This is a genomic window from Protofrankia sp. BMG5.30, from assembly GCF_001983005.1.
GTDB classification, from domain to species: Bacteria; Actinomycetota; Actinomycetes; order Frankiales; family Frankiaceae; genus Protofrankia; species Protofrankia coriariae.
The window spans coordinates 1-22,357 of the sequence record NZ_MOME01000035.1 but is presented as its reverse complement, the minus strand read 5'-3'; the positions used below and the strand labels follow the sequence as shown (position 1 = coordinate 22,357).

At 71.7% G+C, this 22,357-nt stretch carries 22 protein-coding genes and 1 pseudogene; 22 read left to right on the top strand and 1 reads right to left on the bottom strand.

From position 1 onward, the window contains the following. The first annotated feature begins 109 nt into the window (after positions 1–109). The 21 genes and pseudogenes from BL254_RS18135 (at position 110) to BL254_RS18035 (ending at position 19,676) form a co-directional block, all read left to right on the top strand. On the top strand, positions 110–1,615 hold the full coding sequence (locus tag BL254_RS18135; protein WP_076844195.1) for an MBL fold metallo-hydrolase: 1,506 nt from the start codon (positions 110–112) through the stop codon (positions 1,613–1,615). After that, a complete protein-coding gene (locus BL254_RS18130) occupies positions 1,612–2,487 on the top strand; it encodes a hypothetical protein (RefSeq protein ID WP_047224059.1) in 876 nt (291 codons plus the stop codon). The genes BL254_RS18135 and BL254_RS18130 overlap by 4 nt, the downstream gene beginning before the upstream one ends. After that, a complete protein-coding gene (locus BL254_RS18125) occupies positions 2,484–3,785 on the top strand; it encodes an MFS transporter (RefSeq protein WP_139342382.1) in 1,302 nt (433 codons plus the stop codon). Before BL254_RS18130 ends, BL254_RS18125 begins: the two co-directional genes overlap by 4 nt. Positions 3,786–3,821: 36 nt before the next feature. Continuing rightward, positions 3,822–4,376 (top strand): annotated as a pseudogene (locus tag BL254_RS18120) (transposase); the annotation flags it as partial. A gap of 238 nt (positions 4,377–4,614) precedes the next feature. Further along, positions 4,615–5,655: a radical SAM protein gene (locus BL254_RS18115; RefSeq protein WP_047224057.1), complete on the top strand. Its 1,041-nt coding sequence runs from the start codon at positions 4,615–4,617 to the stop codon at positions 5,653–5,655. Continuing rightward, positions 5,648–6,382, top strand: a complete 735-nt coding sequence (locus BL254_RS18110; RefSeq protein WP_047224056.1) for a hypothetical protein — start codon at positions 5,648–5,650, stop codon at positions 6,380–6,382. The genes BL254_RS18115 and BL254_RS18110 overlap by 8 nt, the downstream gene beginning before the upstream one ends. Positions 6,383–6,502: 120 nt before the next feature. Further along, positions 6,503–7,117, top strand: coding sequence for an AAA family ATPase (locus BL254_RS18105; RefSeq protein WP_076844192.1), 615 nt, complete (start codon positions 6,503–6,505; stop codon positions 7,115–7,117). A gap of 38 nt (positions 7,118–7,155) precedes the next feature. Then, positions 7,156–7,593, top strand: a complete 438-nt coding sequence (locus BL254_RS18100; protein WP_047224054.1) for an NUDIX domain-containing protein — start codon at positions 7,156–7,158, stop codon at positions 7,591–7,593. A gap of 99 nt (positions 7,594–7,692) precedes the next feature. Next, entirely contained in the window at positions 7,693–7,944 is a 252-nt protein-coding gene (locus BL254_RS18095; protein ID WP_076844190.1) for a hypothetical protein, read from the top strand. 713 nt (positions 7,945–8,657) lie between these two features. Next, positions 8,658–9,080 (top strand): hypothetical protein, encoded by a 423-nt coding sequence (locus BL254_RS27300; RefSeq protein ID WP_254858266.1) that lies wholly within the window; start codon positions 8,658–8,660, stop codon positions 9,078–9,080. Positions 9,081–9,433: 353 nt separating this feature from the next. After that, positions 9,434–10,090, top strand: a complete 657-nt coding sequence (locus tag BL254_RS28585) for a hypothetical protein (protein WP_235433671.1) — start codon at positions 9,434–9,436, stop codon at positions 10,088–10,090. Further along, entirely contained in the window at positions 10,083–10,856 is a 774-nt protein-coding gene (locus BL254_RS18080) for an SAF domain-containing protein (RefSeq protein ID WP_235433670.1), read from the top strand. The genes BL254_RS28585 and BL254_RS18080 overlap by 8 nt, the downstream gene beginning before the upstream one ends. A 7-nt stretch (positions 10,857–10,863) precedes the next feature. Beyond that, positions 10,864–11,739, top strand: coding sequence for a hypothetical protein (locus tag BL254_RS29110; protein WP_305775653.1), 876 nt, complete (start codon positions 10,864–10,866; stop codon positions 11,737–11,739). Then, positions 11,736–13,154 carry a CpaF family protein gene (locus BL254_RS18070; protein ID WP_076844186.1) on the top strand — a complete coding sequence of 473 codons (1,419 nt, stop codon included), beginning with the start codon at positions 11,736–11,738 and terminating at the stop codon, positions 13,152–13,154. The genes BL254_RS29110 and BL254_RS18070 overlap by 4 nt, the downstream gene beginning before the upstream one ends. Continuing rightward, complete coding sequence (locus tag BL254_RS18065; protein WP_254858265.1) at positions 13,151–14,080, top strand: type II secretion system F family protein; 930 nt, start codon at positions 13,151–13,153, stop codon at positions 14,078–14,080. Before BL254_RS18070 ends, BL254_RS18065 begins: the two co-directional genes overlap by 4 nt. Next, entirely contained in the window at positions 14,077–14,985 is a 909-nt protein-coding gene (locus BL254_RS18060) for a type II secretion system F family protein (RefSeq protein ID WP_047224050.1), read from the top strand. The genes BL254_RS18065 and BL254_RS18060 overlap by 4 nt, the downstream gene beginning before the upstream one ends. A 20-nt stretch (positions 14,986–15,005) precedes the next feature. Continuing rightward, positions 15,006–15,200, top strand: coding sequence for a hypothetical protein (locus BL254_RS18055; RefSeq protein ID WP_139342381.1), 195 nt, complete (start codon positions 15,006–15,008; stop codon positions 15,198–15,200). A 228-nt stretch (positions 15,201–15,428) separates the two neighbouring features. After that, positions 15,429–15,779 carry a pilus assembly protein TadE gene (locus BL254_RS18050; RefSeq protein WP_256386261.1) on the top strand — a complete coding sequence of 117 codons (351 nt, stop codon included), beginning with the start codon at positions 15,429–15,431 and terminating at the stop codon, positions 15,777–15,779. After that, complete coding sequence (locus BL254_RS18045) at positions 15,776–16,231, top strand: TadE/TadG family type IV pilus assembly protein (RefSeq protein WP_047224048.1); 456 nt, start codon at positions 15,776–15,778, stop codon at positions 16,229–16,231. Before BL254_RS18050 ends, BL254_RS18045 begins: the two co-directional genes overlap by 4 nt. Then, the gene (locus tag BL254_RS18040; RefSeq protein ID WP_076844184.1) at positions 16,228–16,656 is read left to right on the top strand and encodes a pilus assembly protein TadG-related protein; all 429 of its coding nucleotides are present in this window, start codon (positions 16,228–16,230) and stop codon (positions 16,654–16,656) included. The genes BL254_RS18045 and BL254_RS18040 overlap by 4 nt, the downstream gene beginning before the upstream one ends. Further along, positions 16,653–19,676 carry a BTAD domain-containing putative transcriptional regulator gene (locus BL254_RS18035; protein ID WP_047224046.1) on the top strand — a complete coding sequence of 1,008 codons (3,024 nt, stop codon included), beginning with the start codon at positions 16,653–16,655 and terminating at the stop codon, positions 19,674–19,676. The genes BL254_RS18040 and BL254_RS18035 overlap by 4 nt, the downstream gene beginning before the upstream one ends. Positions 19,677–19,717: 41 nt before the next feature. Here the strand turns inward: BL254_RS18035 and BL254_RS18030 are convergent, their stop codons facing one another. Next, complete coding sequence (locus tag BL254_RS18030) at positions 19,718–20,131, bottom strand: winged helix-turn-helix transcriptional regulator (protein ID WP_076844222.1); 414 nt, start codon at positions 20,129–20,131, stop codon at positions 19,718–19,720. Between the two features lie 1,278 nt (positions 20,132–21,409). On the opposite strand from BL254_RS18030, the gene BL254_RS18025 reads away from it, so the two are divergent. After that, a complete protein-coding gene (locus BL254_RS18025) occupies positions 21,410–22,207 on the top strand; it encodes a hypothetical protein (RefSeq protein WP_047224045.1) in 798 nt (265 codons plus the stop codon). The last annotated feature ends 150 nt before the right edge of the window (positions 22,208–22,357 follow it).

The following is a 22,357-nucleotide window of genomic DNA, read 5'->3' as shown; positions in this document are numbered from 1 at the left end:
CCCGTCAACGCCTGGCTCTGTCCGGGTCGGCGGGCAGGGGTCCCGTTCCCCCTTCGTGGGATCCCTGCCCGCCGGCCCCTCGCGGCAGAGCAGAAAGGACGACTCTGGCATGGCCCCGCGGTCCACCGGCCTGGAACTGACGTTCCTGGGCCATCAAAGCTGGCACATCAGTGACGGCACCGCTGTGGTGCTGCTCGATCCGATCCTCACCCCGGCGTTCGGGGCCTGCCCGCAGCTGGAGTTCGCGCTATGGCCGCCTCGCACGGTGGACGTCGCCGCGATGCCCCGCCCGGACGCGGTGGTCCTCAGCCACGAGCATCTCGACCACTTCCACCTGCCGTCCCTTGACCTGCTCGACCGGCGGGTACCGGTCTACACCGGCGTCACCACCCCCACCGCGGTGGTCGACGCGATCCGCATGGTGGGTTTCACGGTGCGGCGGCTGGACCACACACAGCCGCTGCGGGTCGGCGAGATGGAGATCTTCCTGTATCCGGCGGCTGCCCGGACACTGTTCTGGGAGTCCCGGGTCGCCCAGCCGCTGATCCGGCTGGTAGACACCACCKGCGCTGACGTGTTCATCGGTGTCGACGCCGACGTCAGTGACCTGTACGTCGAGCAGCTCACCGACGGTGCTCTGCTGCCGCCCCGGTTGGCGGTGGTGTCGAACAACGCCCAGACCGTCCCCTACGGGGCACTCGGCGCGGACACGAACCTGCTCCCCGGCCTGGACGGGCCCCGCCGCCGCACGACCGGCATCGAGATCCTCCACAGCCTGCTGATCAGCTATGTGGAACCGCTCGACGGTGTCAGCGAGGTCGCGCTGTGCGGCAACGGTTTCACCGCCCCGCGCAGCCCGCACGGCCCGTTTCTCTACGCCGACCATGCCAGGCTCGCCGACGCCGCCAACGCCCTCCAACACCTGTTCACCGTGTATGGCCCGCGGCCCGGTGACCGTCTGACCCTGCCCGCCGCCGGCGGGCCCGCGCGCTGTGACCGGGTCCGCTGGGTGCATATCGACACCGACGCCGAGCAGGCCGCCTACGCCCGCCAACGCGCCTTCCTCGCTGACCCCCGCCCGGTGGAACCCACCCCGATCGCCCCACCGCTGATCCACGCCGACGACATCAGCGACGCCCGGACGCTTCTCGCCGCCGAACTCCCCCGACTCGCCCGGCATCTGATCGCGACCCGGACCGGCGCGCTGGCCGGCGGCATCCACGACTACCTGTCCGGCCCGCTCGGGCCGCAGCGGGCGGTCCTCCGCCTGCTCGACCCGCCCGGCAGCCCCGGCACGACGGACAGCTACGCCTGGGACATCACCGGACCCGCGTTCGTGCCGGTGCCCACCACCGGACGCGAGGCGGCCATGGCCACCTACCCGTTCGGCGCGGAAATCTACTACCAGGACCTCGTCGGCCTGCTCCGCGGCCAGGTCCAGATCTGGGACATCATCGGCGGCTCGTTTCAGGGCTGGCACCTCGGCGAACCCCTGGACTCCCTCGTCTACGCCCTGTTCGCCATCTACGGGGAGCACCAGCGCCCCGACCTCGCCCACACCTGCTACACGCGGGCCGTCGCCGCGCTGCGCGGTTCCCCGGCCCGCCACCCATGAACCCCGACCCGGCCGGGCCGCTGGCAGGCGCGACCCGCATCCGACCGGACGGCTGGCTGGCCACCCCCCTCGACACCGACCCCACCACCGCCGCAGCCCAAGCCCAGGATCTGATCAGCCGGTTTCATCCCCACGCCCGCGGCCCGCTGCGCTGCCTGCGTGCCGGCTACCGCACAGCCGTGTTCACCCTCGGGGATCCACCGGTCGCCGTCCTCAAACGCCACGGGGACCCCGACGCCTACACCGGTGAAACCCTCGCCTACGAACTGCTGGCCGGGCAGAACGTCCTCCCCGGCCTGCGCAGCGCCTGCGACACCTCCCACACCCTGCTGGTCGACCATGTGGCCCGCCCCGCCAACTGGTCACGGCCCACCACCTTCGACGCCCTCGTCACCGCGATCGCGACCGTGCACACCGCCTCCGCCCGCTGGCCTCCCTCCCTCGTCACGGCCACCGCCTGCTGGCAGCTGGACACCGCGCTGACCGCACCACCCCCCAGATGGATCAGTAATCCGGACGCGTGGTGCATGCTCCTGCACGTGACCGCCGACGCTCACGGACCCGCCCACATACCACTGGGACACCTCGACCTGAAACCCGCACACCTCCGCGCCGACGACGACACCACGGTACGGATCATCGATGTGGAGACCCTGCGCCCGGACCTCACCGGCATGCCCGACCTGATCACCCTGCCGTCGGTGGCGCACGCCGCCGGGCTCGACCTCGACCCGCGCTGGATCCGCCGCGCCTACCTCGCCGCCACCACCGACCGCGGTGCCCGCTGGAACGACCAGTCCCTGATCCGTGCGCTGACCGCGTTCGCGACCGCCACCGGACTGTCCTCCCTGCACGGCCTGACCGCCCCGTGAACCCGACCCCGCGCGGCAGGATGCTGACCCCGCTGGCCCACCGGCCGTACGCACTGCTATGGACCGGACAAAGCGTCTCCCGCGCCGGTAACTACATCTTCGACACGGTCATCACCGTCGCCGTCTACCAGCTCACGCACTCCGGGGTCCACGTCGGCGCGGTCCTCGGCGTCCTGGTCGCCACCAGCCTGCTGTTCCTCCCGTTCGCCGGGGCCGCCGGGGACCGCGGCTCCCGCGTCCGGATCGTTCTCGCCGCCGACATCATCTCCGGAACGGTCAGCCTCGCACTCGGCGTCGGTCTCCTCACCGACCACCTCCCCCTGCCCGCGGTCTACGGTGCCGCCGCACTGGTCGGCGCACTATCGGCCTACCACCAGCCCTCCTACAAGGCGCTGATCAAAGCAACGGTGCCCGACAACGCCCACGACGCCGCCGTCGCGCTGACAACCCTGACGAACAACATGATCCGCCTGGGCGGGCCCGCGCTCGCCGGACTCGTGCTCCTGCTCGGCAACGCCGCGGCCGGCCTCCTCATCGACGCCGCAACGTTCGCGGTCGCCGCCACCACCCTGACCGCCGCCCGCATCCCCACCCCGCCCGTCCCCCCCACCCGCGGGAACGGGCTCCTGCACGACATCCGCGAAGGTGCCATCACGGTCGCCCRCACCCCCTGGCTACGCCGCTCCTTCCTCACCTCCGCCGCCGTCTCCGGGCTCGCGCTGGCCCCCCTGGACGCACTCATGCCGCTGATCGTGCTCACCGGCGGCATGTCCCCGGCCACGATCGGCTGGCTCGGTGCCGCCCAAGGCGCGGGCGCGGTCACCGGCAGCATCCTGTTCCTCCCGCACCGCCGACCACACTCCCCCGCCGCCCGGCTCCGGCTCTACTACACACTCCTCGCCCTCGGCGCAGCCGCGACCCTCACCGTCGCGCTCACCGCCCACCTCCCCAACCCGGCCCGCAGCATGGCCATGACCGCCGCCATGACCACAACCGGGATCGCCATGGCCGGCTACACCCTGCACGCCATGCTCCTCCAAACCCACGTCCCCGAACGGCTGCTCTCCCGCGTCGTAGCCGCCGACATCCTCGCCTCCGGAGCACCGCGACCCCTCGCGCTCCCCCTCGCCGGAGCACTCGCCGGCCCGATCGGCCCCACCCTCCTCCTCGCCGTCTGCGGCCTCACCGCAACCGTGACCACAACCACCATCGCGCTCACCCCCGGCCAGCCACCCGACACCATCACCCCACCCCCCGACCCGACACGACAACCCGCCATCGCCAGCCAGACCGGATAACCCGCACAACCCCTGGCGGCGACCCCAACGGCGATACACCACACCGCGCGTCGGTCGCGGGAGGTGCTGACCAGTGCCGGGGCGGTCAAGGTCACCGCGCCGCGGGTGAACGACAAGCGCGTCGATCCCGCCACCGGCGAGCGGATGAGGTTCTCCTCGGCGACTCCGCCGCCGTTGGCGCGCAAGACCCCGAAGATCACAAAGGTGCTGCCGCCGCTGTACCTGCACGGGCTATCCTCGGGTGACTTCGTGCCCGCGCTGGGCCAATTCCTCGGCTCGGCGAAGGACCTACCGTCGGTAGTGATCACCAGGTTCACCGAGACGTAGAAGGCTGAACAGCGCGCGTTCGCCGAGCGTGATCTGTCCGATGTGGACTTCGTCTACCTGTGGGTCGACGGCATCCACGTCAACATCCGCCTCGCCGAACACAGGCTGTGCCTGCTGGTGATGATCGGCGTCCGCGCCGACGGCCGCAAGAAACTCGTCGCGCTGGCTGACGGCTACCGCGAGTCCACCGAGTCGTGGGTCGACCTGCTGTGCGACGGCAAGCGCCGCGGCATGGCCGCCCCGGTGCTTGCCGTGGCGACGGGGAAGCAGCCGAACGATTCTCTGCTCCCGCGTGGAACATGCAGGCTCCCCGGTGCCTGTTTGGGCAGGTCAGCGGGGGTGCACAGGTACGAAGCACATCTTCCCTCTACGGGGAATGACTGCCCGTACGCCCACTTGGGAGGCTGACGGGTGTTCAGCGTCCGATGGCAGCACGCCGTCAGGACAGGGCTGGCCGGTTGGCTGCTGCWTCACCGCACGCGACCACGTCAAGAAGGAACCGATGATCGCCTCTACCCCCATACCCGTGATCGAAACCGCAGCGGCGCCGCCGGTCCCCGGCGAGACACGCCTGCGTGCGGGCGCACCCGTGGTCTTCACCGACGGGCATCACTTCAGCCTCGCCGGCCCGCAGGACCTGGACGCGGTGGTCGACGCCGCGGCCGGCCCGCTCTCGGTCATTCTCCAGGTCACCAAACGGTGCAATTTCGACTGCTCGTTCTGCTCGGAGACGTTGCAGGAGCCCGATCCCAGCCTCGCCGTGCTCGAACGCGTCCGAGACAACCTGGCCGGGGTGCCCCGGGTGTTCCTTTCCGGTGGGGAACCGCTGCTGCGCCGGGACTTCATCGACATCGTCGACATGTTCACCGGCACCGTCCTCGGTGTCCCCACGAACGCGACCCGCGGCATCCAACACGCCCACCACCTGACCGGCAAGATCGCGTTCGTGAACGTCGGGCTGGAAGGCCCACGAGCGACGACGAACCGGGTCCGCGGTGACTACGACACGGTCCTGGCCGGGGTGCGGGCGTTCCAGGACGCCGGCCTGCCGCTGTCGCTGTCCGCGGTCGTCTACCGCTCGACGCTGGCAGCGCTGCCGTTCACCTACCAGATCGCCGACGTGCTCGACGCCGGGAAACTCAAACTCATCCTGCCGTTGCGCAAGGGCAACGCGCTCGACCTCGCCGGCCACGAATTCCTCAGCCTCGAGGAGGCCACCGCGGCGTTCGAGCGGCTGACCGAGCTGCGCACCGTGCACGACTGGCGGCCGGCGCTGCGGCTGACCGCGTGGACCCCGGCCACCGAAGGCCACATGATCGTCGTCGGGCCGGGTGGGACGGCCAGCGCCTGGCCGGTCTACACCGCCCCGGACCTGCTGGAACCGCTCGGCAGCCTCCTCGACGAGCCGATTACCGCGCTCTGGCAGCGCTACCGGTTCCAGCGCAATCACTACGCCAAGTACCTGGGCCAGTCGATCCGCACCCTGGCGCGTAGCGACCGGCCGCCCGCGCGGCCCGTCCCGGCCGGGAGCGTCCATGCATGAGGCGCGCAACCTGGGCTGGGCGGACACCCCGTTCGGTGCGTCGCGGCGCCCCTTCCCCGAGCGCATGCCTCTGCTGGCCGCCGTCGCTGTCGCCGGCGGCGCCGACGACCCGCCGATGGCCGTGGGGGCCGTCTACCTGCGGCTGCCGCGGGCGTGCCCGCTGCTGGTCAGCGACGCCGCGCTGCGGTTCGGTTTCCACGCCCTCGCCGTCGACGATCCGGCGGAGATCCCGGCGGTCGTCGCGATGGTTGACGGGCTGCTCGTCCAGGCCCGCCGCCGGGCCGTGATTCTCGCCGGCCACCGCCTCGCCGACGACCTGGCCCGCCTGGCCGCCGCCGCCGACGGCCGGCCCCTGCGAGGGATCACCGCTGTCGCCGCCGCCTGGCAGGACGGCGCCAGCGGACGCGGTCTCGCCCGGCTACTGGACACCTCCCACGGCCCGCATCCCACACCGGCGACGCTGCCGGCCGTCTGCGCCGGCTACCGCCTCACCGGCATCCCTCCCGATCACGATCCGGCCACTCCCGGCCGTGGCCGGTCCGGATCCGCCGGGCCTGCCGCCGCTCCGGACCCGCTGGGGCAGGTGCTGGTCCGGGCCCTGGCGATCGCCCTGATCGCCGCGAGGGTCAGCGGCCACTACCAGTGGGACGACGACCTGCACCTCGACACCATCGTCGAGGCCGCCGCTTGGGACCAGACCCCCGCCACCGCAGGGACAGAGCCGTGACCATGACCCGTCCCGCGGCAGCCCGGTGTCGCCGGCACACCGCCGCACAGCACCACCCTCCGCCCCGATGGCGGCCGGCGACGTCGGCGGGACAGAAGAGCGCGGGACAGGAGTTGGCCGATGCTGCGTGACTGCCTGGTCGTGGCCGTGGAGGGCACCCACGCCTCCGGGAAGACGACGTTGACCCACGCGCTCGCCGMCTACTACCGGGAGCGCGGCATCCACGTCGCCTGTGTCCCCGAACCCGCCCGCAACAGCCCGTTCATCGAGGAGATCGTCGTCCACGGCCGCGGTGCATTCGACCTGGAGACCGAGGTCGACCTGTTCGCCGCCCACCTGTCCAGCCAGCTCCGCACCGCCCGCCACCACACGATGATCATCGCGGACAAGACGATCGCGAACGTCCTCGCCTACGCCTGGCTGGTCCTGCCCGGCGGCCCCGACGGCCCGCACGGCCCCGTCCTGCGCGCGATGGACACGTTCTGCCGGGCCTGGGCACACGTCTACGACGCGGTGTTCTACTGCTGCGACCGCTTCGACCAGCAGCAGGCCGGCGACCCGTACCGGTCGAAGGTGCTCGACATCCAGCCGGCCGCCGACCGCGTCGTGCGCAGCACCTGCGCCAGCGTCGGGCAGCGTATTTACGATATCCCGCCGAACATGTCCACCGCCCAGCGGGTGGACTGGATCGCCGAACAGCTCACCGCCCTCGGCCTCGACCCCACAGCCCGGTAACAACCCGCCCCGTCACGGCCAGCAGGAGGACCGCCCCCATGACGTATACCAGCGCCATCGACGTGCTGTTGCTGCTCATCCGCGACAGCACGGTACTGCTCGCCCTCCGGAACGGCACCGGATTCGCCGATAATCAGTGGAATCTGCCCTCCGGGAAGCTCGAGGCCGGTGAGGACGCGGCTTCCGCGCTGCTGCGTGAGACCCATGAGGAAATCGGCCTCACTCTGGACCGGGCGTCGCTCACGCTCTCCTCAATGGTCCACTTCCGCAACGAACACGGTGAAGGACGACTCGGTTTGTTCTTCCGACCGCGATGGTGGGACGGCGAACCGGTCAACGCCGAACCCCACAAGTGCGCCCGCATCGCCTGGTTCCCCCTCGACGCCCTGCCGGACAACACCTACCCCTACACTCGTATCGGTGTTGATCTCTACCAGAGGCGGCGGAACTTCGCTGCCCACGGCTGGAATACGTAACCACCGGCATCGGTCGGATACAACCACACTCGGCCTACTCGGCCGCGACGACAAATCACGGCGATACGCCTTTTTCAGTTCGCGGAAGGAGACGCACCGATGCCTCGCAGAACCCGGCCGCACTGGCCCGCCCAGCGGCAGGCCAACGGTGAGGTGACCGTCCGGCAGTTCGACCCGGGAACAGGATGGACCCTGGCCGCCGCACGGGACCTGCTCGCCCAAGGCTACACCCACGATCACATGGCCGCCCTGACGGGTTACCCGATCGCCATGCTTCGGGCCCCCGTCCCGGCGCAGGACGTCTTGCACGCAGCCACACCGCCGGCCTCCTGGACTGCGGCCACCCAGTAGCGCCACACGCCGCGTCCCTTGCGTGGCGCCGACGCGGGTCTTCTTGAGCGGTCCGGATGCTGCGCCCACGGCCACCGTGTTTCCTTGTCCCGTTCGCGCTCATCGTGTCGCTGCCGCGATCTCGGCGCGGAGTGGCGGCGCCTCTTTCTGTTTCCCGGCCAGCCCGAGGTCTTCGGCGAGCTCCGGCGCGCGGACAGCCGAACGGTAAAGATCGCAACAGCGTCGCTGGGCACGTGCAACTGCCCCGTCGATCTCCTGTCATGCTGCCTTGATCCGAAGATGGCGACCTGTCGGTCCGCCGGCCCAGGAGGGGATGTCTCTATCGGGCTATGCCAGCATCTTGCTGGCATAGCCCGTATGAGTACTTATCTGTGCTGAAATAGCTAGTTCTCCTGGGTCAATTTGCACTGGATTGACGGTCGCACTGCGAAGTTGGAGCGACGCGGACCGCGACAATCGGGGTAGTCATGGAGGGGAGGGGCGTACCCAGACGGGTGGTCCACCGCCTGTCGTGACGGACCTGCGAGGTGGGCGCTGTGGTAGTTCGTCGCGCGTGGGCGGGTCGCCGACGTCGTTCTCCGCGGGCAGGACTCCCGGGCGTATTCGCGGCTGTTGTCGCCGCGATGCTTCTGGGAGCGTGTGGCTCCGGCGGCGGCTCCACGCCTGTAGCCGGTGGCTCGGGAGGGGCCGGTTCGTCCTCCGCCCAACCGAGCGTGTCGCCGTCGGATCTTGCCCGGGAGCGGGCGGTCGCCGCCTATCGGGGAATGTGGCAGGCCGACGCCCAGGCCAGTCACACCTCGGACTGGCGGGCGCCCTATCTGTCGCGTTACGCCTCGGGTGACGCTTTGCAGGTGCTGACCGGTGACCTCTACGCCGACCATCTCAATGGGCTGGTCGCGAAGGGCGAGCCGGTAAACAGTCCGCGGGTGACGTCGGTGAGCCCGCAGGACACGCCAACCTCGGTGATGATTGAGGACTGCGCCGATACCCGGAACTGGTTGAGATACAGGACCGACGGTTCGTTGCTGGACAACACGCCGGGGGGAATGCACCGGATTCTTGCCGAGGTGCGGCTGYACACCGACGGACTGTGGCGTGTCACCCGGTTCGGGATCGGTGATCTGGCATCATGCTGATGCGAAGAGGCATTTTCCTCGCTGTGCTCGCAGTAGCGGCGATCGGCGTATTCGTGTCTCCAGCCACCGCCGACGACAAGTTCGGCAGTACGCGGTGTACCCAGAACCCCTATCCAGGGTGCGAGCTTTTCGCCGGGAACAACGGGACTCCTGCGCCGGCCCCGGGAGAAGGCCCTTCGCCCGCCGGCCCTGGTGCTGGCGGAGGTGGCGGGCAGGCACGTCCCACTCCTCCAAGGGACAGGTCGTTGGACGAGCCGGACACGGCGGACTGCTCGTATGTCCGTAGTGATTACCAGGTGCCTGTGAATGCTCCTCAGCCGGTCCTTTACCGGCCGCCGGTGAGTGGTGGGCTGATGGTACGGCCGGCGGTGTTCCGCTCGTCGCGGCTGTCGGTGCAGGCGGTGGCAACGGGGCCAGAGCAGGGGGCGGGTGCCTGGTATGTCTACCGGTGCGCGGCGAACGGTGTGCGGGACGCGCTGTATCGGCCACCGGTGTGGATTCCGGACGCGGCTCCGGGGGCGGCCGGGCCGGACCCGGCGGGGCTGGCGGAGCAGGCGCGTAACCGGCTTCGGCTGGCGGGTCCGCGGATCGTGATGAGTCCGACGGGTGATCAGCTTGTCCGGTTGCCGACGTGGCTGTGGCTGGACCCGGCCGGGTGGGCCGCGTTGTCCGCGACCGCGGCGGCGGGTGGGGTGGCGGTGACCGCAGTCGCCACGCCGGTGGAGGTCACGTGGGCTCTGGGTGACGGCGGGACGGTGACCTGTACCGGTCCGGGCACACCGTTTCCGGCCGGTGCCGATCCGGCGAGTGTGTCGCCGGACTGTGGCTATACCTATCGCGACCGGTCGTTGGATGCGCCGGGTGGGACGTTTCCGGTGACGGCGACGGTGCGCTGGGACGTGTCGTGGGCGGGCGCGGGTCAGGCCGGGGTGTTCCCGGGGTTGACGACGGTGTCCGCGGCGGCGGTCCGGGTGATTGACGTTCCCGTGCTGACGACAGGCGGTGGCTGATGACGACCGTGACCGGTCCGGCGAGGCGGCGCAGGCCGGGATGCGCTCCCAGCGGGACGCGTGCGGGGGGTGGGTCGTGGTGACCGCGTCGTCCGCGACGCCGCGTACCACCGGGCAGGACCGTGCCGGTCGGCGGGCGGGCGGGCCGTCTGCGGCCCGGGTGACGGGCGCGCCGCGGCGCCGCCGTGTTCCGTATCTGCTGCTCGGTGTGGTGCTGGTGGTGGGGTGTGCCACCGCCGGTCTGATCGCCGGGGCTCGGGTGGGTGCCCGGGAACCGGTGCTGGTGCTGGCCCGGCCGGTGATGGTGGGTCAGGTCCTGGCGGCGGCGGATCTGCGGGAGGTGCGGGTCGCCGCGGACGGGGTGGACACGATCCCGGCCCGGGGCAAGGACGGTGTGCTCGGCCGTCCCGTGGCCTACAGCCTGCCGGCCGGCACGGTGCTCGGCCGGGCGGTCCTCGGTGCCGCGCAGATTCCTCCGCCCGGCGCGGCGATTGCGGCGGTGGCGTTGAAGGCCGGCCAGTTCCCCACCGGTCTGAGCGCCGGCTCCCGGGTGCTGGTGGTCGTCGCCCCCGGCACCAGTGCGGTCGCGGCTGCCCCGGCGGCGGCTTCCCGTTCGTGGGAGGCGACGGTGGTCGCGGTGGCGGCCCGCGACACCGATCAGACGATGGTGGTCTCGCTGCAACTCGCCGAGGATGACGCCCGCGCGCTGGCGGCGGCCCCGGCCGGGCAGATCGGCATCGTCGTGGTCAGCGGAGGGGGCCGGTGACCCCCGCATGATCGTCACGGTGGGTTCGTTGAAGGGGTCGCCGGGCGCGACCACGCTGGCGCTCGCGCTGGCGGACCGCTGGCCGGCGGGTGGTGAGCCGCTGGTGGTGGAGGCGGATCCGGCGGGTGGTGACCTGGGCGCACGGTTCGGGCTGAGCCCGCAGCGGGGGCTGGTCACGCTGGCCGCCGCCGGCCGTCGGGGTGGTGGTGGGCAGCCGCGTCCGCTGGCGGAGCACGTCCATCGGCTGCCGGGTGGTCTTGAGGTGCTGACCGCGCCTGCCGGTGCCGAGCAGGCCCGGCAGGCGCTCGGTGAGCTCGGCGGGGGTGGCTGGTCGCTGCTGTGGGCCGCAGCACGGCAGGGCGGCCGGCCGGTGCTGGTGGACTGCGGCCGGTTGGACCCGGCCTCGCCGGCGGCGCCGGCGTTACGCGCGGCGGACGTGCTGCTGCTGGTCGTGCGGGCCCGCGACGACGAGCTGGCGCATCTGGCGACCCGGATGCGGGTGATCCAGGGCTGGCGGCTGCCGGCCTGGTATCTGGTGGTCGCCGGCCAGCCGGGCAGGGACGACCGCTACCGGATGCGTGACCTGGCCGGGGTGCTGGGCGCCCGGGTGCTCGGGCCGATCCCGCACGACCCGGCTGCCGCCGCGGTCCTGGCCGGGCAGCGCCGCGCCCGCGGCGGTATCAGCCGATCCCGGCTGGGCCGGGCGGCGGCCGAGCTGGCCGGCTATCTGACCGGCCACCTCGACGTCCCCGACCAGACCACGCCCGACCAGCACGTCCCCGTTCGTCCCGGCCGGGACGAGCCGGCTGCGCTGCCCGCGGTGTCCACCGGCTGGGTGCCCGCCGACACCGTCTACGCGCCGCGCGAGAAGGAGGCGCGGTGACCGGCGATCTTTCGTGGACGGCGGGGAACGGCGCGGGCTGGCCGGACAGCCTGACCCCTTGGACCGCCGCGACGGCACCAGCTGCTCGTCCCGGCCGGGTTCCCGGCACGGCGGCCGATCTTCTGCGCGCGCGGCTGCGGGACGGCTTGCGGGCCGCGCTCGCCGCCCGGCTGCACGCCGATGAGGACGCCGGGGCGGCGGGGCTGGACGGGCCGGCGCGTGAGGCGTTCGCCCTGTCCGTGCTCGCGGATCTCGCGGAGGAGCACACCACGGCGGAGCTCGCGCGCGGCGCCGCGGTGCTGCCGCCCGCGGACGAGCAGCGTGTCCTGCACGAGGTCCTCGCCGAGGTCCTCGGGCTTGGGGGGCTGGAGCCTCTGCTGGCCGACGGCTCCATCGAGAACATCAACATCAATGGTGATCGGGTGTTCATCCGTCGGGCGGACGGCAGCCGGGAGCGGCTGCCGTCGATCGTCGGGTCTGACGGCGAGCTCGTCGGTCTGATCCGGGATCTGGCCGCGCACGCCGGGGTGGAGGAACGTCGCTGGGACCGTGGCGCGCCGCTGGTCAACTTCCACCTGCCGGACCGGAGCCGGGTGTGCGCGGTCATGGCGGTCACCCAGCGGCCGTCCGTCAGTATCCGCCGGCACCGGCTCCGTCACGTCACGCTGGCCGCGTTGCGGGCGAACGGCACGCTCGACTACGGGGTGGAGGCGCTGCTCGCCGCGCTGGTGCGGGCCCGGAAGAACATCGTGGTCGCCGGTGGGACCGCGATCRGGAAGACCACGCTGCTGCTGGCGCTCGCCGACCAGATCCCGCCGTCCGAACGGCTGGTGACTGTGGAGGACGTCTACGAGCTCGGTCTCGACGCCGACGAACATGCCCACCCGGACGTGGTGGCGATGCAGGTCCGGGAACCCAACACCGAGGGCGAGGGTGCGATCTCCGCGTCCGACCTGGTCCGCGCCGCGCTGCGGATGTCCCCGGATCGGGTGATCGTCGGGGAGGTGCGGGGGGCCGAGGTCGTGCCCATGCTCAACGCGATGTCGCAGGGTAACGACGGGTCGATGACCACCGTGCACTCCTCCACCTCCCGCGGGGTGTTCACCCGGCTGGCCTCCTACGCGGTGCAGGGGCCGGAACGGCTGCCGCTGGAGGCGACGAACCTGCTGATCGCGTCGGCGATCCACGTGGTGGTGCATCTCGCGGAGCCGCGTGGCGAGCGGGGCCGCCGGGTCGTCTCCAGCGTGCGGGAGGTGGTGGACGCCGACGGCACGCAGGTGATCACAAACGAGTTGTACCGGCCGGGGCCGGACCGCCGCGGTGTACCGGCCGCCCCGCCGTCCGCGGAACTGCTCGACGACCTGATCGACGTCGGGTTCGACCCGGATCTGCTCGCCCGGGGGTGGTGGGGGTGACCGGGCTGTTCGGGCTGTGCGGGCTGGGGATCGGTGTCGGACTGCTACTGATCGTCTATGGCTGGCGGGGTGTGCCCGTCGAGGCCACCGGCCGTCTGCCGCGGCGGTGGCCCGCCCTGCCGGGGCGGGACGATCCGCATGCCGGGCGGCGGGCCGCCGCCGCGGGCGCCGCCGGGATCCTCGTGGGTGCGGTGACCGGCTGGATCGTCGGCGGGCTGCTGGCCGCGCTGGCGGTCGTCGCCCTGCCGCGGCTGCTGGGCCGTGACCACGCCCATGCCCGTCAGGTCGCCCGCACCCAGGCGATCGCGGTGTGGGCCGAGCAGCTCCGGGACACCCTCGCCGCCGCGGCCGGTCTGGAACAGGCGATCCACGCGACCACGCCTGCCGTCCCGGCCGCGATCCGCCTGGAGGTCACCGTGCTGGCAGCCCGGATCGACCGGCGGGAACGGCTCGCTCCCGCTCTGCACGCCCTCGCGGACGAGCTAGATGATCCGCTGGCCGATCTGGTGATCGGTGCGCTGGTCCTTGCCAGCGCGCATCAGGCCCGGCAGCTGTCCGGGTTGCTCGGTCAGCTCGCCGCGACCGCCCGTGCCCAGGTCGAGATGCTCGGCCGGATCGAGGTGGGTCGGGCCCGGATGCGCACCACGACGCGGGTCGTCGTCGTGACGAGCATCGTCTTCGCCGGCGGGCTGGTGCTGTTCAACCGGCCTTTCCTCGCCCCGTATGGCACCGCCGCCGGTCAGCTGGTGCTACTCGCCGTCGGCGTCCTGTTCACCGTGGGGTTCGTCTGGCTGGCGCGGATGTCCCGGATCCGCCAGCCTGCCCGCTTCCTCCAGGGCGATGGGGGCACGACGACGACCTCGACCCCGGCGGGCCTGCCAGCCGGGAGCGGTGGGGGAGCCGGTTGGGGAGCGGGTAGCCGATGACCGTGCTGCTGATGCTGCTGGCCGCCGGGGTCGGGGCCGGCCTGTGGGCGCTGACGGTCTGGCTGTTCCCGCCCCGCCCGCCGCTGGGTGAGCTTTTCGCCCGGCTTGATCCCGCCGCCGCGCCAGCACCCGCCCGCCCGGCACCGGCCCCGGCCGGCCAGGACGGCTGGGCGGTACGGACGGGCCATCCCTTCGTCGGGCTACTGCGCGCCGCCGGGCTGCCGACCGAGGCGCTGCGGCAGGACCTGGCGATTCTCGGCCGGGGTATCGACGCGCACCTGGCCGAGAAGGCCACCGCGGGCCTGGCCGGGCTGCTGCTGCCCTCCGTGATGGGAGTGGCGTTCGCCGCCGGAGGCCGCCCGTTTCCCTGGGCGCTTCCGGCCGTGGTCGCACTCCTGTGCGCCGTCGCCGGATTCCTGTTCCCCGACCTCACCGTGCGCACGGAAGCGGCGCGTCACCGGGCCGCGTTCCGTCATGCGCTGTCGGCCTATCTCAGCTGGATTCAGGTGCTGCTCGCCGGTGGGGCCGGGGTGGAATCCGCGGTGACCGACGCCGCCGGGATTGGCCAGGGCTGGCCCTTTATCGCCCTGCGCCGGGCCCTGGCCACCGCCCGGGACACCCGCGTCACCCCCTGGGCGGCGCTGGGCCAGCTCGGCGCGGAGCTTCAGATCTCCGAACTGATCGAACTCGCCGATGCGGTCGCGCTTGCCGGCACCGAAGGCGCCCGCGTCCGCCAGTCGTTGGATGCGAAAGCCGCCGCGCTGCGGGTCCGTCAGGCCCAGGACGCCGAAACCGATGCGAATGCCGCCACCGAACGGATGAGTATCCCCGGCGTGGTGATCGCGATCGGTTTCATTCTGTTCGTGTTCTATCCCGCGATGACCCAGATCACCCGATCGCTATGATCTTTCCTGTCGGAGGTGTCGTGTTCGACCATCTGCGTACCTGGTGGTCACGGGTGTACACCCGTGTGCGGGACATGCCGCCGGACGAACGCGACCGCGGCAGCACCACCGAACAGGTCATCTGGATCGCGTTCCTGGCCGGGCTCGCGCTGACCGTCATCGGCATTTTTGGCCCGCAGATCCTGGACGCCGCGCAAAACATTGTTTTCAAGTAGCAGAAAACAGCCATGGCAGCCCGCATCCACCCGACACCCCGCTGGCACTGCCGCGTCCCCCCATGCCACGGCTCCTCGCCCCGAACCGGTCAGGACCACTCCCACCGGCGTGCTCCTCGACCCCACCCGCCCAGGCCACTTCCACCGTCCTGCCCGCCGCGGCGGCGCGCACGGACCAGACCCGCCTTCGGCGGATCGGCGCGGCGGGGTGACAGCGGGGCGCTCACCATCGAGATGATGTTCGTGCTGCCGGTGCTGTTCAGCATCGTGCTGCTGCTCGCGCAGGTCACGATCTGGGCGCACGCCACCCACATCGCCCAGGCCACCGCCGCCCGCGCCCTGGCCGCCGTCCGCGCCGACGGCGGCAGCGTCACCGCCGGCCAGGAGCAGGCCGACGCCACCCTCACCCAGCTCGGCCGGGCCACCCTGACCGACCCGCAGATCACGGTGACCCGGGACGCCGCCCGCGCCACCGTCCGCATCCAGGGCAGCGCCGCCAGCGTCGTCCCCGGCCTGCACCTGCGGGTCGACGCCACCGCGGCCGGCCCCCTCGAACAGCGCCGGCCCGAAGCCTCATGACACGCCTGCCCCCGCAGACGACACCGGACTCCGGCACGGGCGACCGGGGCTCGGCCACCACCGAACTCGTCCTGATCATTCCGGTGCTGCTCCTGATGCTGCTGTTCCTCATCCTGTGCTACCGGATCAGCACCACCCGGCTGCGGGTCACCGACGTCGCCCACCAGGCCGCCCGCGCCGCCTCCCTCGCCCGCACCCCCACCGAGGCCGCCGCGGACGCCCGCTCCACCGCGCAGGACGTGCTCGCCGACACCGGTGTCACCTGCCAGGACCTCACCGTCGACACCGACACCACCCGGCTGACCCCGGGCGGACTGGTCCACGTCACGGTGTCGTGCACCGTCACCCTGGACGATCTCGCACTGCTCGCCGTCCCGGGCACGGCGACACTGCACGGCACGTCGACCGCGCCGGTCGACGCGTTTGGTGACCAGCCTGGAACGCTGCCATGATCCGCCGGGYGTGCCGCGGCGAGCGGGACGCGGGCACCGTCACCGTCTTCGTCGTCATCCTGTTCGCCGCGTTCGTCATGTTCGGCGGCCTCATCGTGGACGCCGGCGGCGCGCTCGCGGACAAGACCAACGCGATGGGTATCGCGCAGGAAGCCGCCCGCGCCGGCGCGCAGAAGATCGATCTCACCGCGTTCCGTCGGACGGGTACCGTCCGGCTGCTGCCTGACCCCGCGGTCGCCGCCGCGCGGTCCTACCTCGCTCAGGCCGGCGCGACCGGCACCGCGACCGTCGCGGACAACACGGTCACCGTCACGGTCACCGCGACCCATCACACCCAGCTCCTCGGCATCGTCGGGCTGGACGCGCTCACCGTCACCGGCACCGGTAGCGCCCACCCCGCCCCACCCGCCGGAGTGATGCCGTGAGCCGACCCGTCGCCAGCACACCCCGGCCCTTCCCTCGCAGGCTCGCCGCCGGTGGGCTGGCGCTGGGCCGCATCGTCCGCGCCGCCGTCGCCCTCGTCGCGCTGATCGCCCTGATCGGCGGATTGCCGTGGGGACTGTGGCATTTCGTCGGCTGGCCGCTGCCCGATCACCTGCCGTCCTGGGCGGAGATCGAGACGCGGCTGACCGGCCCGATGGACGACGGCCTGCTGCTGAACATCCTCGCCTGCCTGCTGTGGCCACTGTGGGCCGCGTTCACCGCCTCCGTCGTCCTCACCGTTCCCGACGTCCTGCGGGAAGCGCGCGGGCCGACGTACGGCTCCTCGCTGCCCGCCGGCGGCATGCGCGGGTTCGCCGCGTTCCTGCTCGGCGCCGTGCTCCTCACCGCCCTCAGCCCCCGCCTGCCGCTGGCATCCGACGGCGGCCCCGCCGTCGCGACCGTCGTCGCCACCGGACCCGTCACCCCCCGCCTCGTCCCGGCCAGCACCATGACGGACATCACGCCCCCGGTCGCGGCGCCGGGCACCGTGGTGGTGCAGGCGCCTCACGGCGGCATCCACGACAGCCTGTGGCGCATCGCGGCCCGCTGCCTCGGGGACGGGGCTCGCTGGCCGGAGCTGTGGGCCGTCAACCAGGGCGTCGTCCAGGCCGACGGGCGGACGCTGACCCGCCCCCAGCTCATTCACCCCGGCTGGGTCCTGCGCCTGCCAGCCGAGGCGGTCGCCCCCGGATCCCCGGGGCGCCCGCCCGTCTCCGACCCGCCGCCACCGGTCGCACATGCGGCCACCGCGCCCCCGCACACGCCGTCACCGACCAGCCCGCCCCCCGCGATGACCTCGCCCGGCGGCGCGACCACCAGCCCGTCCGCCACCAGCCCGTCCGCCGCCGGCGGTCCGACCGCGATCCCCCCGCCATCGGTCCCCTCGGCCGTACCGTCCACACCAGCGTCACCGGCCGTAGCGTCCGCGCCAGCGTCACCGGCCGTGCCACCCCCGCAGCAGCCTGCCCCCGCGCCGCCGCACGCCCCGGGCGTGGCGTTCCCCTCCGGCGGCTACCTCGGTCTCGGCGCCGTCGCGCTGCTCACCGTCGCGTTGTTCACCCTGCGGCTGTGGCGCCGCCGGCACTACACACCCGGCAGCGGCCAGCGAGACGACCTGGACGAGGCACCCGTCATCCGCCACCTGGCGATCGCCTACGATGCCGCCACCGCGCTCCCCGACGAGCACGGCGATCCCGTCGTCGTGCGCTCTCCCGGCGACCGCCACGTCGCCGGCCGCCGCCACGCCCAGGCCACCGCCGCGCACACCGCCCCACCGCCGGGCACCCAGGTCGTCGGCACGACCCGCGACGGCCGGCCGCTCGCCCTCGACCTCGCCGCCACCCGCGGCCTCGGCCTGATCGGCCCCGGCGCCGACGCGGCGATCCGGGCCCTGCTCCTCGCCCTGCTGGCCGAACGCCACCGGCCCGACACCGACCCCGTCGAGATCCTCATCCCCGCCGCGGACGCGATACGGCTCCTCGGCGAACAGGCCACCGCCCACCCCCCGCAGCGGCTGCACATCGTCCCCGACCTGGACACGCTCCTGGACCGGCTCGAGGCCGAGATCGTCACCCGGGCTCGTCTCGCCGCCCACGGCACCCCCACGGCCCACCGCGCCACCCTCGTCGCCGTCGCCACTCCCACCCCGGCGGCGGACGGCCGGTTGCAGGCCGTGCTCGACAACGGCTCGTCCCTCGGGCTGGCCGGCATCCTCTACGGGCAGTGGCGGGCCGGGGCCACCGTCCGGGTCCGGCCCGACGGCGTGGTCGGCGCCGCCAGCCCCACCATCGCCGCCCGGCTGACCGGCAGCCGCCTGTTCACCCTCCCACCGGTCGACGCCGCACAGCTCCTCGAGCTGCTGGCCGACGCGGACGCCCCCGCGGACAACCAGGAGGCGTACCGGCGGGCAAACCCTACCCAGGGGCCACCGCCCCCACCACCCGCCTCCGCATCGCCCCCCGCTAACACCAGCCCCGCCGCGCCCGACAGCCCCCACGACGGCGACCGGCACGCACACCCCCAGCTCCCGGAACCGGCGCAACCCCCGCCGGCGGGCCCCGCACCCACCACCAGCGCATCCGCCGCCACACCCCGAGACAGCGGGGCGCCAGCACCGGCACCGGCGTCCGTGGCCGGCCCGGCCGTGAGCACACACCGTCCGCCGCCCGCGACCACACCACTGCTCCTCACCGTGCTCGGCCCCCTACGGCTGCTGTACCGGCCGACAGCCGACGCCGACTACCAGCCCATAGACGGGGTGGGGCCCAAAGCCCGCGAAATCCTCGCCTACCTGGCGCTGCACCCCGACGGCGTCCGCCGCGACACCCTCGTCACGGCGCTCTGGCCCGACGACGGCGAAAGCAGCCGCCGGCGTCTCGACAACCGCTTCTACGCCGCGCTCTCCCAGCTCCGCCGCGCGCTGCGCACCGCCACCACCGACACGATCGACGACATCGTCGTCCACCACGACGGCCGCTACCATCTGCACCGTGACCTGCTCAGCGTCGACCTCTGGCAGCTCCAGGACGCCCTGGCACAACGCCACCACGCCACCACCGCAGCGGACCGGTTCGCCGCGCTCCTGCCGATCACCGCCACCTACACCGGTCACCTCTCCGACGACCTCACCGGCGCCTGGGCCGAACCCCACCGCGAACACCTACGCCGCCAGGTCGCCGACGCTCTGGCCAGCCTGACCGCCACGATCGGAGAGGACAACCCGCAACGCCTCGAGCTCCTGGAAGTGCTGCGCCAGCTCGATCCCTACAACGAGCAGCTCTACCGGCAGATCGCCCGCGCCCAGGCCCGCCTCGGCCACCCCGACGCCGTCAGCCGCACCTACGCCCTGCTCACCGCCTGCCTCGCCGACATCGACCAGCAGCCCACCACGGACACCACCGCGTTCTTCCACGCCCTCCAGCGTCAGCAGCCCGATCCCCGCAACACCCGATCAGCCTCATAGGAGCTCGGACGGGCTGTCGCAGGGCAGACGCGCCCGCCTTCTTACGCTCGACGCCGACGGGACCGCTCCCGCTGATCCCGGAGGAGAAGGTCCTCGTGCTTGCGGGCCCACGCCGCCAGCGGCTCCAGCAGCTCGACCAGTTCCTCCGCCGGCGGCGTGAGCCGGTACGACGTCGGGAACGGGAACTGCTCCTCCCGCGTGTGCTCGACCAGCCCGCGCGCCTCCAACCACCGCAAGGTCCGGCTGAGTACACCGTCCTGAATACGCGGCTGCGGCCGGCGGCTCGTCCCCGCCGTCCCGTAGGAGCGGATGGCGTGCAGCAGGCCGGTGTAGGGACGCGACCCCGCGGCCAGCACCACCAGCACATCCGGGAACCACTCCGGATCCAGCAGACGCCGCAGATCGTGCAGCAGACCGCGCCGCTCAGCGTCGGACATCCCCGCCTCGCCCGTCACAGCCACCACCTCAGCGCACGCCACCCCAACGGAACCCCACGATCTCCTCGCCGGCGTTGACCACTCCGTTTCGCAACGCGATCACATCGTCGCAGCGGGAAGGGGCAGATGCACCGGCACGGCGACTCCTATCCTCAGCGTGCCCGAGACGGTCGCTATTCGACAAACTCTTCCCCAACAACAACCAGCTGGCGCGGGTACCCGTTGTGCAGCCCCTCGGTGCGGCATCTCGGCCGGCGCGACCGATCMCGCCATCTGCACCGACCCCGGCCCTTGCACGGCCTCACTGACAGCGACCGCCGGTGAATGACGTACGGTAACAACAGGCTGCTCATCGCAAGCGATTCCCCGCACCCCCGCCCAGGGAGCGACCCCCGGCATGGCGTGGGAGGAGGACGGGAGTGTATCGCCGGACAGGGGCCTGAAAAGGGCTGTCGATGTCGGGAAAGGATCCCAGACAGGTCAGTGCCGGCTTCCACGGAAAAGGCCAAAGGGCTGATGCCGGCATGCCAACCTCGGCGGGCGCGCCGGCCATAACCCGGCGAGCACGATGGGCGCGTCCCACGCACTGCGGGCGCGGCGCTCCGGTCTTCCGCAGCGACACCCGGCCGCCCCCCTGCGGGAAAATCGCGCTGACGACATGGGGCGGCGTTCGAGACGGGCAGGAGCCGTACGGATCGAGCAACAGCGCGTCCGGCCCTGGCCACAGCCCGACGCGCTGTCGTACCGGCGTCATGTGACGGCATCCACCTGGCGCAGACCCCGGAAAACGGCGCCCATCGCCCTGCCCGCCGGCCTACCCGCCGGTGTACCTGCCGGGCTGCCCCCTAACGGGTACCCCCCAGCCGTCACGCTGGCGCAGGTCACCAGCACACTGGCACTACCCACGTCCTCCCCGACTCAAGATGCCGGCAGGCACAGTAATAGTAGGCTCCGGAGACCGGCGGATAGCAGTACTGACTGCTGCCATTCCGAGACCATTCGGCACCATTTTCTATTTTCTTGACTATTCTCCGGATATCCCGGGAGTTTTTATCTCGCATTTCTCGTGCCGCTGCCATTCTCCTGTCGCCATGCTCGTCCCATTCCCTTCCACTTCTTCGCCGAATTCTCGTTGACCATTATTCCATGATTGCAAAATTCGCACAGATGTTCTCATAAAAATCTTGGATTTGACAGTTTTCGGGTATTGCATTACAGGGATGCCGGCGGGAGCATTAATTGTCGGCTGGACGCGCGGAAAGCGCGCCAGAATCCCCATCGCGTACGGAGAAAGCGATGCTGCGTGCCATTTTCAGCAAAGACGTTCCGAACGACCTTCCCGCCCAGGCTGCCGAGCGTGAGGACATGGCCAGAGTCACTGAAGAGGACTGGACGATCATTCAGCGCCTTGCGCGTGGCTACTGCCGGACGGTCGACGCGACCCGTTCCCGCAAGCGGATGGACGGAAGCGCCACCCTCACCCGCAACGGCTACGGCCGGTACGGCACCGACGACGTCTCCGACGACGTGACACAGGATGCCGTTCTGCTGTTCGCGCGGAAGTTCGGCCGGATCATTCGGACGTCGGTGGTCGCGTCGTGCTCCGTCACCACCCGTGAGCCGGACTCGTGGCAGTACGTCCGTAAGAACGGAAACATGATGATCGCAACGCGGGACACCGTACGCCGATGGGCCGTGCGGGATGCCGCCGCGCGCAACGGCTACCGCCTCGACGATCCTCCGAGCGAGATAGACGCGATCCCCGGAGCTCAGCTCATGGCCGGAGTCCGGCACGCTGAGCACCTGGCGACTACCGGGCACCTGGCCCAGAACAGCGACGCCCTTTTCCGGATGGCATGGGGAGACGGAAGCGGCTTCCCCACTCTCGGAAAGATCATCATCCGGGGGAACGCCGCGCCCGACCTGGGACGGGCACCTGTCCTCGCGGACGTGGCGCACGAACTGTACGGGGGCAAGCACGGCTCCCGCTACAACGTCCGCAGAACACGGGATGCCGCACGGAAAGAATGGGCCGAACTGTCCGCCCGGCTGGACGAAGCCCGTCAGGAACTGGTCTACGCCGCCGCACGCTGAACCACCGATATACCCATTCCCGCTGTCTGAGAGCCTCTGAGCATCGCTCAGAGGCTCTCAGACTGTCTGGAACGGCATTCCGAGTACGCGCCGTGCGGGTTTCTCGTGTCTGTCTGTCCGGCTGGTTTCCACCGGTCGCGGTCGCACTCG

Excerpts from the sequence above, each read along its gene's own strand:
- BL254_RS18100 (WP_047224054.1), top strand. The coding sequence starts at position 7,156 with ATGACGTATACCAGCGCCATCGACGTGCTGTTGCTGCTCATCCGCGAC.
- BL254_RS18045 (WP_047224048.1), top strand. The coding sequence starts at position 15,776 with ATGACACGCCTGCCCCCGCAGACGACACCGGACTCCGGCACGGGCGAC.
- BL254_RS18110 (WP_047224056.1), top strand. The coding sequence starts at position 5,648 with ATGCATGAGGCGCGCAACCTGGGCTGGGCGGACACCCCGTTCGGTGCG.
- BL254_RS18115 (WP_047224057.1), top strand. The coding sequence starts at position 4,615 with ATGATCGCCTCTACCCCCATACCCGTGATCGAAACCGCAGCGGCGCCG.
- BL254_RS28585 (WP_235433671.1), top strand. The coding sequence starts at position 9,434 with ATGGTACGGCCGGCGGTGTTCCGCTCGTCGCGGCTGTCGGTGCAGGCG.
- BL254_RS29110 (WP_305775653.1), top strand. The coding sequence starts at position 10,864 with ATGATCGTCACGGTGGGTTCGTTGAAGGGGTCGCCGGGCGCGACCACG.
- BL254_RS18130 (WP_047224059.1), top strand. The coding sequence starts at position 1,612 with ATGAACCCCGACCCGGCCGGGCCGCTGGCAGGCGCGACCCGCATCCGA.
- BL254_RS18060 (WP_047224050.1), top strand. The coding sequence starts at position 14,077 with ATGACCGTGCTGCTGATGCTGCTGGCCGCCGGGGTCGGGGCCGGCCTG.
- BL254_RS18095 (WP_076844190.1), top strand. The coding sequence starts at position 7,693 with ATGCCTCGCAGAACCCGGCCGCACTGGCCCGCCCAGCGGCAGGCCAAC.
- BL254_RS18025 (WP_047224045.1), top strand. The coding sequence starts at position 21,410 with ATGCTGCGTGCCATTTTCAGCAAAGACGTTCCGAACGACCTTCCCGCC.